This window comes from Saccharothrix algeriensis, assembly GCF_016907655.1.
GTDB lineage: Bacteria > Actinomycetota > Actinomycetes > Mycobacteriales > Pseudonocardiaceae > Actinosynnema > Actinosynnema algeriense.
The window spans coordinates 5,742,402-5,755,952 of sequence record NZ_JAFBCL010000001.1 but is presented as its reverse complement, the minus strand read 5'-3'; the positions used below and the strand labels follow the sequence as shown (position 1 = coordinate 5,755,952).

Genomic DNA, 13,551 nt, shown 5'->3' with positions numbered 1-13,551 from the left:
GTAGTTCCGCGGCCGCCCGCCGGTCGAGCCGGGTCGTCCCCGACCCGACCGGCGGGTCACCGGCACGGCTCGTACACGGCGGCCGACTCGACGGGACCATCGGCCTCGGCGAGCTCAGCCGTGGCCTTGACGCTCATACGCCGCCAACTGCGGATCTCCCGCACCCACCGACCGATCATGTTCGGGTCGTCTTCGTGTGCGGGGCGCCCTCCCGACGTCGCTCCCCGTCGAGGCCAGCGGTACGCGGACCAGTCCCCGTTCCGTACCCACCGGGGCCAGATCGACATGGCAACGGCCGACAGGCAATGGTAATCACCAGGGTGCGTTCTTTACGGTGAACGCCTGGAGTCGGGTGCGGACCGTTCGCTACGCTCCGGACGGCCGCCGCATCCGCCCGACTCGGCACGTGATCACCGATGCGCCAGTGGTTCGGCTCCTCGGCACGTCCGGCACGTCGGCGGGAACCGGTCACCCGAGATGAGGTCACATGGGCAACGCCGAGGCCAACCCGAACCCGTCGCTCCCGATATCCCGCCGGACCCTGTTGCAGGGAACCGGGCTCGCCCTCGGCGGCACGGCCCTGGCCAACGGGACCGCCGACGCGCACCCACCGGGCGTTCCGGTCCCGGGCCCCGGCAGCCCGGTGCGCCCGATCCCGGTGCCCGAGCAGGTTCCGGCCACCCAGGGCTTGTTCCAGGTGCCCGGGGCGCGGCTGTGGTACTGGGACACCGGCGGGCCCGGTGAGCCGGTGGTCCTGCTGCACGCTCTGAGCGGCAGTGGCGAGAGCTGGCCGTACCAGCAGCGGTACCTCGCCCGTGCGGGGTACCGGGTCATCGGCTACTCGCGTCGGGGGTACACCAATTCGCCGGTGCAGGACCCGAACGACCCGAGGACCGGCATCGAGGATCTGCAGGACCTCGTGGATTTCCTGGGGATCAGGAAGTTTCACGTCGTCGGCGTTGCCGGTGGCGGCTGGTACGCGATGGACTACGCGCTCAACCACCCGGACCGGCTGCACAGCCTGGTGATCGGCGCGTGCGTGCTCCAGGTCCGGGAGCAGGACTACCAGGACATGGTGGAGCGGTTGCGGTCGCCCGAGGTCGACGCGCTGCCCATCCACTTCCGGGAGTTGGGCCCGTCCTACCGCGCGATCGACCCGGACGGTGTCGCCAGGTGGCTGGACATCCATCACCGGTCCGGGCCCGACGGGATCATCCAGCCCAGGGCGACCTCGCTGAGCTGGGCCGTGATCGAACGGCTCACCGTGCCCACCCTGCTGCTGTGGGGGGACGCCGACCCGCACACCTCACCGCCGGTGCAGCGCCTGCTGGCCGGGCACTTCCGCAGGGTGAGCACGGTGGTGGCCAACGAGTGCGGGCACAACGTCCACTGGGAACGGTCGGACGTGGTCAACCCCGTGCTGCTGAACTTCTTCCGGGCCAACCGGCGCTGACCACCCGGGCCACGGGGTGATCCATTGAGCCCGCCGGGTGGGATGTGAGGCCAGGCAGCGGAACAGGAACAAGGGACGGGCGGCGGAGGGGTTCGGCGGGTGGCCGAACTACTTCGACGGCGCGCACCGCCACCAGTAGGGCGATCCGGCCGCCCGGCGTTCAGGGGGCAGTCGGATCGTCCAGGTACCGCCGGATCAGGGCCGTGATGCGGACCGCCTCGTCGGTGTCCCCGGCGGCGCAGGCGTAGAGGCCGACGAGCCGCCGTGGGCCGCGGCCACCCGCGAGTTGGCCGAGGAGCTGGGCTGGGACCGGCCACCGGGTCAGTTGCTGGTGGTGGACTACGTGCGCCCGCAGGACTGCCGCCCCGAAGGGGTGGCGTTCGTGTTCGACGGCGGCGTGCTGGGTGAGACCGACCTGGTGGGCATGGTGTTCGGCGACGGTGAGATCCTCTCCGCCGGGTTCCACAAGGTCCAGCAGGCCAGGGCGAAGGTGAAGCCGTCGTTGGCCGACCGTCTCGCCGCGGCGTTGCAGGCGGTAGAGCAGGGCGTGACCGTGCTGTGCGAGCAGGGCCGGCGCATCGCCTGACCAGACGATGCGCCGGCCCGTTGTCGGTGGTGCGGCTACGCGGAAACTCCGCCACCACCCGCCTGATCTTCGACGGCGTCGCCGAAGCCGACACCCTCGACGACCTCTCCCGCCTCGTCGACGAGATCAAGACACTGCAGACCAGTACCAGCACCAGCACCGGCGAATTCCGCCACACCCGGTCCACCACCTACAGCTGGGAGCGGGCCCTGCGCATCGACCAGCTCCGCACACTCCCCGACGGCCAAGCTCTCCTGCTCTACCGCAACATCCCTGCGACTATCGTCAAACTCGACGCCTGGTACGAATTCCCCCACGCCGACCGACTGGCCCGCCTCAAACAGCAAGCAGAACACCGCATGGGCCGAACACCATGACCCCACCGACACCCCAGGATCTGGCCGCCGCCATCACCGACCTGCGCACCACCCAGGACCAACTCGCCGCCACCGTCGAACACCTCCTCGAAGCCCTGGAACAGGAAGCTCCACCCTCACGACGTTCCCGCCCCGGCGCCTGGTCCTGGTCCCACACGAACGCTGAACGCGCCGCCGTCGTCTGGGCCTGGCTGGCAGACTTCATCGACCACCTCAACACCCGCGAGGAACTGGGCACCCACCACCGCATCCCGCCCTGCTGGTACCTCCACGGCCGAGCCGTCGAAGACCTCACAGCCCTCCTCGCCGCCGCCCAGGACGCCTACCACGGCGCCACCGGCCCCACCTCCAACCCAATCCACTACCGGGACCGCTGGCTCTGGCCGTCACTGGAACGCCTACTCCAACGCAACTCGCCCTGCGACGCTGCGCCGACAAAGGACAGCACACACCCTGGACCGAACCGTCGGACGACCAGTACCTCAACGGCGATGGCGGCCTCTTCGACCGACACACCAGCCTGGCCGTCCACATCGCCTCCGACACCGCTGCCCGGCAGCCTCCTGCAGGCCGACCCGGACCCGCGGCGAGTCGGTGAAGCCTTGTCCGGACCGGACCCACTTGCCCGTGCAGGAAGACCAAGGCGGCCGGGGCCACGCCATTGCCCATGGTGAACGACCACTGCCCTCCTGAACGCCTGCAGCACCCAGTCCGTAACTTGTGCAGCGACGCCACGCCCCTTGAGCAGATTAACGAGACGGCCGTGAACCGAATGCAAAACCCATGATCACCTTGTAACCTCGCTGGTCAGAAAGTGTCTTCCCCGCGCGAGCGGGGGTGGTCCGAGGTGTCGTCGTGCGGGCCGCCACGGCTGGCGGTCTTCCCCGCGCGAGCGGGGGTGGTCCGCGGCCGCAGCCGCGAAGCAGCTCGACGTCAACGTCTTCCCCGCGCGAGCGGGGGTGGTCCGCGCACCACGCTCGACGAGACCCTGATCCTGCCGTCTTCCCCGCGCGAGCGGGGGTGGTCCCCGGAGCACCGAGCTAGCGCTAAGACGCCAAGCGTCTTCCCCGCGCGAGCGGGGGTGGTCCGCCGACCGGCTCGACCGGATGGCGCAGAACGACGTCTTCCCCGCGCGAGCGGGGGTGGTCCGGAGCTGCCGGTGCCGAGTAGTCGCAAAACCCCTGTCTTCCCCGCGCGAGCGGGGGTGGTCCCCTTCAGAAAAACGACTTGGGTTTCCGCTGCCGTCTTCCCCGCGCGAGCGGGGGTGGTCCGCATGAAGAGAGCCCAGGTGGGAGCTTTCCTTAGTCTTCCCCGCGCGAGCGGGGGTGGTCCGGACTGCGGGCCGCCGGGTCCGCGCACGCAGACGTCTTCCCCGCGCGAGCGGGGGTGGTCCCCGTGTCGTGCTGGACGGGTGGCCGGCCAAGCGGTCTTCCCCGCGCGAGCGGGGGTGGTCCACCGGCCTGGAGGTGCCCGAGGCGGCGATCTGGGTCTTCCCCGCGCGAGCGGGGGTGGTCCACGTTGGGAGACAAGGCAATGAGCGGAATCCTGGTCTTCCCCGCGCGAGCGGGGGTGGTCCGTCGCCGGACATTTTCGTCGTCGGTGGCGCAATGTCTTCCCCGCGCGAGCGGGGGTGGTCCGTGGAGCTGGCGCTCTTGTTGGTCAGCGCTCCGGTCTTCCCCGCGCGAGCGGGGGTGGTCCTTCACCGACGGCCTTCTCGGCGAGCGCGAAAAGGTCTTCCCCGCGCGAGCGGGGGTGGTCCAAGGCGAGTGGTGAGTGATGGTTAGGAAAAGGCGTCTTCCCCGCGCAAGCGGGGGTGGTCCCATAGAGTCCGGCAACGGCGAGGGAGAGCATGAGTCTTCCCCGCGCGAGCGGGGGTGGTCCCCCGGTGACCCCGCGGGAGACGAGCCGGTCCCAGTCTTCCCCGCGCGAGCGGGGGTGGTCCACGATCTGGGGTAACCACACCCGCCAGAGACGTTGTCTTCCCCGCGCAAGCGGGGGTGGTCCCATAGAGTCCGGCAACGGCGAGGGAGAGCATGAGTCTTCCCCGCGCGAGCGGGGGTGGTCCCCCGGTGACCCCGCGGGAGACGAGCCGGTCCCAGTCTTCCCCGCGCGAGCGGGGGTGGTCCGGCACCCAGTTTGACCACTGAGGGCCGGAAGGGGTCTTCCCCGCGCGAGCGGGGGTGGTCCCTCGGTCAACCCCGACACGGGCACGGTGACCGTGTCTTCCCCGCGCGAGCGGGGGTGGTCCGTAGGTATAGAGCTCCACCACGGCCGGGACCAGGTCTTCCCCGCGCGAGCGGGGGTGGTCCCTCCACCGAGGCCAGGCCCAGCGCGACCGCGGCGTCTTCCCCGCGCGAGCGGGGGTGGTCCGCCGAGGTCGAGCAGCAGCGCGTCGAGCGCCAGGTCTTCCCCGCGCGAGCGGGGGTGGTCCGGGACGCGGCACGGGCGCTGGCCCTGCGGGGCGGTCTTCCCCGCGCGAGCGGGGGTGGTCCGTTGCGCCGGCCGGAGGCCCGGTGCTTGACGTAGGTCTTCCCCGCGCGAGCGGGGGTGGTCCCGGCATCCTCGACCTCGGCGAAGGCGTGCCCAAGTCTTCCCCGCGCGAGCGGGGGTGGTCCGGCCGCGCCGTGACGGGTTGGCGGCCGAACGCGGTCTTCCCCGCGCGAGCGGGGGTGGTCCCACCGTGACCGCGTTCGGCACCGTGTCCCTCAAGTCTTCCCCGCGCGAGCGGGGGTGGTCCGCGCGACGGGATCCGGGGGCGGGACGGCGGCGGGTCTTCCCCGCGCGAGCGGGGGTGGTCCCAGCGCGCCCAGGTTGGCGTCCAGTTGCGCCAGGTCTTCCCCGCGCGAGCGGGGGTGGTCCGGTCGGTGAGGAGCTGAGACTTCGCCCAACGGGGTCTTCCCCGCGCGAGCGGGGGTGGTCCTCCGACGCCAAACCCGCCGTGGTCCAGGAGGCAGTCTTCCCCGCGCGAGCGGGGGTGGTCCCTACGCGCGGCTCGCCGTGGTGCACGGCAACCCGGTCTTCCCCGCGCGAGCGGGGGTGGTCCGAGACGACATGCAGCACCAGACCAGCCGCCTGGGTCTTCCCCGCGCGAGCGGGGGTGGTCCGACACCACGGCCATCACCGTCGACAACGCCCGCGTCTTCCCCGCGCGAGCGGGGGTGGTCCCGAGGTTACCGGCGAGGTTTTGCGAATCGAACTGTCTTCCCCGCGCGAGCGGTGGTGGTCCGCGGATCGCGTTGGGCAGATCCTCCTCCAGCATGTCTTCCCCGCGCGAGCGGGGGTGGTCCCCCGGTCGGCACGCTCACCTCGGCCGCCACCTCGTCTTCCCCGCGCGAGCGGGGGTGGTCCCGCGGACCGCGAACCCGCTGGCCCGGCCGTCTTCCCCGCGCGAGCGGGGGTGGTCCGGTGCCCCGGGCCGAGGTGAACGCCCGGATCGCGTCTTCCCCGCGCGAGCGGGGGTGGTCCGCAGGGGACGGGACGACTCGGCACGGGAAGGGCGTCTTCCCCGCGCGAGCGGTGGTGGTCCGAGGTGGCGGCCTGATGGGGCGTCGCGACCACGGTCTTCCCCGCGCGAGCGGGGGTGGTCCGGCGGTGTCGCGGCTGCCGGACGACGACGTGGCGTCTTCCCCGCGCGAGCGGGGGTGGTCCGTAACGCCGCCGCCGGCGGCGGTTTTTGATCTTGTCTTCCCCGCGCGAGCGGGGGTGGTCCAAACCCGCCACCGCCGCGAACCGCCCCACCGCCGCGGTCTTCCCCGCGCGAGCGGGGGTGGTCCGGTGCTGAGCCGTCCACCATCCGCTCAGCCGCCGTCTTCCCCGCGCGAGCGGGGGTGGTCCGAGCCCCGGTCCTTTGGCCGAGGACCGGGGCTCGTCTTCCCCGCGCGAGCGGGGGTGGTCCCCAGGAGCAGGCGCAGCGTGCCGGGCCAGGTGCGTCTTCCCCGCGCGAGCGGGGGTGGTCCCGTGAACGCGCCAGCTGCCATGCCGCCGAGCTGGTCTTCCCCGCGCGAGCGGGGGTGGTCCGGGCTGAAGGTCTGATGCCGACGTTCGAGCGTTGTCTTCCCCACGCGAGCGAGGGTGGTCCGGCGGCGATCGCGGACATCGACGCCGTCGTGTCGTCTTCCCCGCGCGAGCGGGGGTGGTCCCCGTCTCGCGGCCGCCCTGGGCGGCCTGGTGGAGTCTTCCCCGCGTGAGCGGGGGTGGTCCCCCGATGGGGTTGGCGGCCATCGCCGCGTTGAGGTCTTCCCCGCGCGAGCGGGGGTGGTCCTGCAGCCCGACGAGGTGCTGCGGCTGCGGCAGAGTCTTCCCCGCGCGAGCGGGGGTGGTCCGGTGCGGAAGTCCAGGCGGGCCTTGGCCTCGTTGTCTTCCCCGCGCGAGCGGGGGTGGTCCGCATCACGGCGTCGAACTCCGGTTCGAGCCGAGGTCTTCCCCGCGCGAGCGGGGGGGTGGTCCGGGTACCGCGCTGCAGTTGGCGCAGCTGCCCGCGTCTTCCCCGCGTGAGCGGGGGTGGTCCGCGCAGCCGCTCCTCCGCCGTGGACCACCGGGTGTCTTCCCCGCGCGAGCGTGGGTGGTCCGGCACCGAGGCCGCCCGTGAGGCCGCCGCCGTCGTCTTCCCCGCGCGAGCGGGGGCAGTCCCACCGCCGAGAAAGGGTTCGCGGTTGCGGGGCGGTCTTCCCTGCACGAGCGGGGGTGGTCCTTCGTTGCACCGCGCGCAGGACACGACGAAGTTGTCTTCCCCGCGCGAGCGGGGGTGGTCCTTCGTTGCACCGCGCGCAGGACACGACGAAGTTGTCTTCCCCGCGCGAGCGGGGGTGGTCCGGTGAAGAGCCAGTTCCCCCGCGCCAACCTCAAGACCTCCCCGCGAGCGGGGATGGTCCGTCGTGGCTGACCAGTACCAACCCGGGTAGTTGCGCTGCCCCCTGTACGACGGGAACGACCGCATCGGACGCCCCAGCTCGTCCACCACCTCGGGCACGTACTTCCACAGCACCCGCCGCTCCAGGCCGTCCTCGGCGACGAACACCGCCTCGGAGCCCTCCGTGCCCGATCCCACCCGCGTCTCCCGCCCTCTCGGCACCATGCCGCGTGATCCTGCCTCGCCACCTTTGCCGAGAATCCGCCACCTACCCCGGCTGGGCGGCGGCCCCCGACGACTACCGCCCCGTCCTCCGGCCACCCTCGCAGGGGCGGCCAGTCCCCCGGCACCGCCACCTCACGTGCGAACCCGCCAGGTCACCAGCGAACCGACAATTAGGTCCCCTCCTTGCTCTTACGAGTGAATCAGGCCAGGACGGTCATGATGCAATGCGGGTCATGCCGCTCTTCGTACTGGCTTACTCTAGTAAGTCTACCTGCCGGTTTGACACCGAAGCCCCGATGAGTAGACTTCTCGCCACTGATCGCGATCTTGGCCATAAGCCGAGCGTGCTCAGTCCAGCCCACAGGCTGGGTGATCCAGCGGGGCATGCAGCACATCGCACCGGCTGGAGCTAACAGTATTCCCCGCCTGAGCGGGGTTGGTAGCGGCACCGTCGTCTACCAGGTCTGCGGCGAGCGGCTGACCGCTCGCCGCAGACGGTGCGGCCTTCGACTGGTCCTCGAGGCCGCCTTACCTCCAACTCCACGCGCACAGAGAGGAAGGTGGGCACAATCTTAACGAGCACCACCAATGACCCACCGGTCGACCAATCGGTGCCACCGCCCCGTGTCATCTGTCGATCTTGGTGTGGGCGGCGCATCTCGCCCCCGGGAGCGGGGTGGGCACCCTAGCGGACGCTTGCACAGACGGACACAGGCCGGCCCATCCGCCCCTTGCGACCGGTGCCGCAGTCGTCTTGGACCCCACCGTGTTCGTGTCGGCCGTCGACGTGCTGCGCTGCCGAGCCGGATAGGTCAACGATCGGATAGGCCGACAAAGGGCCGAGGCTACACCTCGGCCCTTTTTACCCCACTATTGCGGACTACGGGTTCCGATCTACTCCATATGGGTGTACTCGTAAGCAGGCAGGTAACACTCCTCGAAGCCGAGGATATGGTCCCTCCGTCTCCACCGTTCGCAGGAAGGGCTATCCGTATGCCGGCCGACTGGCGCCTGATCTGGGCGAAGTCCGTCTGTGATGGACAAGGCCGGTTGACTCACTGGTTGCCCTTGCAGCAGCATCTTGACGACTCTGCGGCGGTCGCGGGTCTGCTGGTTGACCGGTGGGTGTCGCCGCAAGTGGTCGGTCGGGTCGCGCGCGAACTTCCCGATGGTGTCGAAGGCGTGCGTTTCCTTGCCTGCTGGCTCGCCGGGGTGCACGACGTGGGCAAAGCTTCTCCTGCCTTCTCCATCCAGGTGCCGGTTCTGGCGGACAGGATGCAGGAGGCCGGCCTGTTCGTTCGGCAGGCTCTGTTGTCCCATACCGAACGGCGCCGGGTGCGGCACGAATTGGTGGGCCACTTGGTGGTTCACGACTTCCTGGCCTCTCGCTACGGCTCGCGGCGCGCCCCGATCGCCGATCAGCTGGCCGGAGTGGTGGGCAGTCACCACGGCGTTCCGCCGGAAAGGCTGATGCTTCAAGAGATCGGCCAGGAGCGCGAACTGGTCGGCGAGGGCGCCTGGGAGCAGGCCCGGTTGTTCTTCCTGGAGCGCGCTTCGGCGGGCGTTCCGCTGGAGCGGTACCGCGACGTGCGGTTGAGCCGGCCCAGTCAGGTGTTGCTGACCTCGATCGTCATCCTGGCCGACTGGATCGCGTCCAACGCCGAGTTCTTCCCGCTGCTGGAGGCACACGAACCGCCGGAGGACTTCGACCTGCAGTCCCGCCTGCAGTCCGGTTGGGAGGAACTGGGTCTGCCCTCTCGGTGGCGTCCGCAGCGCGTTGGCTGCGATGTGGACTCGGCCTTCCGCTCCCGGTTCAACGCCGAGGCCGCCGGGGCGCGGCCGGTGCAGGCAGCGGCGGTGCGGAGCGCGGCGGCCATGGCCGGGCCGGGATTGATGGTCATCGAGGCCCCGATGGGCGCCGGCAAGACCGAGGCGGCGTTGTTGGCCGCGGAGGAACTCGCCGCTGCGTCCGGGGCCGACGGGGTCTTCGTCGCGCTTCCCACGCAGGCGACCACCGATGCCATGTTCGGCCGGGTGCGCAAGTGGTTGGATGCTGTGCCGGGTCGTGACGGGTCGGCGAGCGTGACGCTTGCCCACGGCAAGGCGTCGTTGAACGACAAGTTCGCCGGGCTGGTACGCCGAGGGGCGTTCGCGCCCGCGTACGACAGCGACGAGACACCGGTTGTGGCCCACTACTGGCTCAGCGGCCGGAAGAAGGGCGTGCTCGCCTCTTTCGTCGTGGGCACCATCGACCAAGTGCTGTTCGCGGGTCTGAAGAGTCGGCACTTGATGCTGCGCCACCTCGGCTTGGCGGGCAAGGTCGTGATCATCGACGAGGTGCACGCCTACGACGTGTACATGTCGCAGTACCTCAATCGCGTGCTGCACTGGCTCGGTGCCTACGGGGTCCCTGTGGTGCTGCTGTCAGCGACGCTGCCCGCCGAACGGCGTGCTGAACTGCTTGCCGCCTATGACGGTGGCGCCCACGAGGTTCGACCCGATCTGGGATATCCCGTCATTTCCACGTCCGGTGGCTCCCCGGCCCTGGAATTACCGCTGCCGGACACCGGCACGACGGTGGTGTTGGACCGCCTGCCCGACGACCTCGACACGCTGGTGTCCTACCTGCGCACCCACCTGGAGGGGGGCGGCTGCGCAGTCGTCGTGCGCAACACGGTGACGCGGGTGCAGGAAACCGCCCAGCGGTTGGAAGTGGAGTTCGGCCGGGACAACGTCACGATCAACCACTCGCGTTTCCTGGCCTGCGACCGGGCGCGCATCGACAGAGAGCTGCTGGACAGGTTCGGTCCCGAGGGCACGCGTCCCGATCTGCACATCGTGGTGGCCTCCCAGGTGGTCGAGCAGTCCCTGGACGTGGACTTCGACCTGGTGATCACCGATGTGGCGCCGATGGACCTGGTGCTGCAGCGGTTGGGCCGACTGCACCGGCATCGTCGTGCGCGTCCCGTGCCCGTGCAGCAGGCGCGGTGCGCCTTGGTGGGAGTAGAGGATTGGGCGGACGAGCCTGTGCGGGCGGTGCCGGGTTCACGACGTGTTTACGGCGATCACCTGTTGTTGCGATCGGCTGCGCTCCTGGTGGACCGCGACGTGCTGGAACTACCCGCCGACATCGCCCCACTGGTGCAGACGGCTTACGGTGTCGAAGCCCTGGGTCCTGGTTCCTGGCAGGCGGCGATGGTCGACGCGGCGGCGAAGGCCACCCGTCAGGCAGCCGACCGGGTTACCGCTGCCCGGGCCTTCCTGCTCGACGAGGTCGGCTCGAACAGGTTGTCGCTCGTCGGCTGGGTGCGAGCCGGGGTCGGTGACGCCGACGAGTCCCCTCGTGGTGTGGCACAGGTACGTGACGGCGCCGAGTCGCTGGAAGTCCTGGTCGTGCAACACGACACAGCCGGCAGCCTGCTGACGCCCGAGTGGATCGGGCACGGCGGTGGGATGCCGATTCCCACCGATCTGGAGATGGAGCCGGCGCAGGCCAGGGTGGTCGCGGCGTGCGGGTTGAGGTTGCCGTTGGCGATGAGCCATCCGGGCGTGGACCTCGACGTGATCGACGCCTTGCAGCAGAACTACTTCTCCAGCTTCGAGTTGTCACCGTTGCTGCGCGGGCAACTGGTGTTGGTGCTCGACGGCGAGCGCCGCGCCGTGATCAAGCACGGCAAGGCGCACTTCGGGTTGACTTACGACCCTCGCAGGGGATTGGTACATGACAAACTATGAGCCGAGGTCGTTCAACCTGATCGACCAACCATGGCTGACGGTACGGACCGTGGGCGGCGATCCCGCCGAGCTGTCGCTGGTGGGGGTGTTCGAAAACGCCCACAGGTTGGCGGGGTTGACCGGTGACGTACCGACCCAAGTGTTCGCGTTGACGCGGTTGTTGCTGGCCGTGCTGCACGGTGCGGTGGACGGGCCGGGTGATCTGGACGAGTGGGAACAGCTGTGGCTGCAGGACGAACTCCCTCATCGGGAGGTGCGCGCCTACTTGGAGCGCCATCGCGCCCGGTTCGACCTGTTCGAGGAACGGACTCCGTTCCTGCAGGTAGCCGGTCTGCGCACGCAGAAGGGCGAGGTGTCGGAGCTGAACAAGCTGATTGCCGACATGCCCAACGGTCATCCGTTTTTCACCACCCGGGGCGGGCGGGTGTCGCTGTCGTATGCCGAGGCCGCCCGGTGGGTGGTGCACTGCCACGCCTTCGACCCGTCCGGGATCAAGTCCGGGGCGGTGGGTGACGACCGGGTCAAGAGCGGCAAGGGCTACCCGATCGGCACCGGGTGGGCCGGGTACCTGGGTGGCGTGCTGCCCGAGGGGCCGACGCTGCGTGACACCCTCCTGCTGAACCTGATCCCGTCCCTGACGGAGTCGATGCAGCGGTCCGCGTCGGACTTGCCGCCGTGGGAACGCAGTCCACTCGGTGCCCGCGAGGACGACCTGGCCGACCGCCCGGCAGGCCCGGTCGATCTCTACACCTGGCAGAGCCGACGCCTGCGTCTGGTTCGCGAGGGTGGTCGCGTGACCGGTGTGCTGATCTGCAACGGTGATCGCATCACACCGCAGGACAAGCACGGGTTGGAGCCGCACTCCGGGTGGCGGCGCAGCAAGGCCCAGGAGAAGAAGCTCCGCGCGAACCTGGTGTACATGCCTCGTGAACACGAGCCGCAGAAGGCTGTGTGGCGAGGTCTGCAAGCGATGTTGCCCGGCGCGGTGCGAGCCCAGGACGGTGAAGCCGCCCAATTTCTGGCGCCTCGGGTGCTGGAGTGGATCGCCGAGGTCGAGCAGGTCATCGGTGGGGACTTTCCCGTGCGCCTGCGCACCTTCGGCATGAGCTACGGCGCCCAAAGTGCGACGACCACCGACATCGTCGACGACGTGCTGTCCTTGCGGGTGGTGCTGCTGCGCGCTCAAGACGCCCAACTGGCCAGGACGGCGGTGACCGGCGTCCGCGCCGCGGAGGAGGCCGCACAGGCGCTGGGCAGGCTCGCCGAGAACCTCGCCGTCGCAGCCGGCGCGGGCAAGTACGAGAGAGAAGCGCCGCGGACAAGGGCCACCGAACTGGCCTACGCCGAGTTGGACCCGCTGTTCCGCACATGGCTTCGTACCCTGCGCCCGAACACCGACCCGGTAGCCGCCGCGACCCAGTGGCACTGCGCCGCCGACCGGGCTGTCCGGGCGCTGGGCGCCGACCTGCTGCGGCAAGCGCCCATGAAAGCGTGGTCGGGCCGGACGGCGGGCGGTCGACTGGTCACCTCGGCACACGCCGATCGGTGGTTCCGCATAGCACTGCGCGCCGCACTGCGCTACGCGTACCCCAAGATCGACAAGGCCGGCACCGACAAGGACGAGGTGGCATCGTGACCATCGTGGGACAGGCGACGGCTGCCTCGAAGCAGCCGAGGTGGGCAGAACTGACTGACATCGGTGCAGAGGTCCACGCCAGGGTCACGGCGCTGCAGGAAGGTGTGCTGGCCAACCGATCAGCGGCGGTGGCGGGATTGGCAAGGCTGCGACGCGGCGCCGGCAAGCCCGCGGGCAGCGTGAACGAGATCCTGCAGCACACCGTGTCGGAGAAGTTCGCCGGCCCCACAGCCGGAGACGGACCGACCGCGGCGGAGACCGCCGCGCATGTGGCGATGACTTTGTACGCGGTGCACCAGCAGTCCCAGCGCAAGCGGATGCACCAGCGCGGCTACGGCCTGGGCCGGGCGGTGCGGTTGCTGCACCCCGGGGAATTCGGCGCGATCGTGCCGCCGGTGCTGCGCCGATTCCAGGCGTTGGGCACCGCGCAAAGCCTGGAGGAGCTCGTGCACCACCTGCGCGGCGTGGTGCAACTGCTGCGCGGAGCGGGCATCCCGTTGGACTACGCGCTGCTGACCGACGAGTTGATCCGGTGGCAACGCCGTGGCGGTGCGTCGGTCGTGCGCCTGCGCTGGGGCCGCGAGTTCTACCGCACTCCCTCCCCCACCGACGAGCCCGGCCCCCTCCCCGCCGACCCCGGTCAAGCCGATACCGATCAGGCAACCGACTCCCAGTGACCTTCTCCCCCGT

The 13,551-nt window shown here is 70.2% G+C and carries 6 protein-coding genes and 1 CRISPR repeat array; all 6 genes read left to right on the top strand.

Features of this window, described 5'->3' with window-relative positions; all coding sequences use genetic code 11:
- Nucleotides 1–487: 487 nt before the first annotated feature.
- The 6 genes from JOE68_RS26235 to casB all read left to right on the top strand — a co-directional run bounded on the left by JOE68_RS26235 (nt 488) and on the right by casB (nt 13,538).
- On the top strand, nt 488–1,453 hold the full coding sequence (locus JOE68_RS26235) for an alpha/beta fold hydrolase (protein ID WP_204844944.1): 966 nt from the start codon (nt 488–490) through the stop codon (nt 1,451–1,453).
- Between the two features lie 175 nt (nt 1,454–1,628).
- On the top strand, nt 1,629–2,039 hold the full coding sequence (locus tag JOE68_RS26230) for an NUDIX domain-containing protein (protein WP_204846302.1): 411 nt from the start codon (nt 1,629–1,631) through the stop codon (nt 2,037–2,039).
- Nucleotides 2,040–2,059: 20 nt separating this feature from the next.
- Nucleotides 2,060–2,416 (top strand): type IV secretory system conjugative DNA transfer family protein, encoded by a 357-nt coding sequence (locus JOE68_RS26225; protein WP_204844943.1) that lies wholly within the window; start codon nt 2,060–2,062, stop codon nt 2,414–2,416.
- A gap of 816 nt (nt 2,417–3,232) precedes the next feature.
- Nucleotides 3,233–7,228: direct repeats of the CRISPR family, unit length 28 nt; unit sequence GTCTTCCCCGCGCGAGCGGGGGTGGTCC.
- A gap of 1,213 nt (nt 7,229–8,441) precedes the next feature.
- Nucleotides 8,442–11,225, top strand: a complete 2,784-nt coding sequence (gene cas3, locus JOE68_RS26220; protein ID WP_275584950.1) for a CRISPR-associated helicase Cas3' — start codon at nt 8,442–8,444, stop codon at nt 11,223–11,225.
- Nucleotides 11,212–12,861 (top strand): type I-E CRISPR-associated protein Cse1/CasA, encoded by a 1,650-nt coding sequence (gene casA / locus JOE68_RS26215; protein WP_204844941.1) that lies wholly within the window; start codon nt 11,212–11,214, stop codon nt 12,859–12,861. Before cas3 ends, casA begins: the two co-directional genes overlap by 14 nt.
- Nucleotides 12,858–13,538, top strand: a complete 681-nt coding sequence (gene casB / locus JOE68_RS26210) for a type I-E CRISPR-associated protein Cse2/CasB (RefSeq protein WP_307819909.1) — start codon at nt 12,858–12,860, stop codon at nt 13,536–13,538. The genes casA and casB overlap by 4 nt, the downstream gene beginning before the upstream one ends.
- Nucleotides 13,539–13,551: the final 13 nt, after the last annotated feature.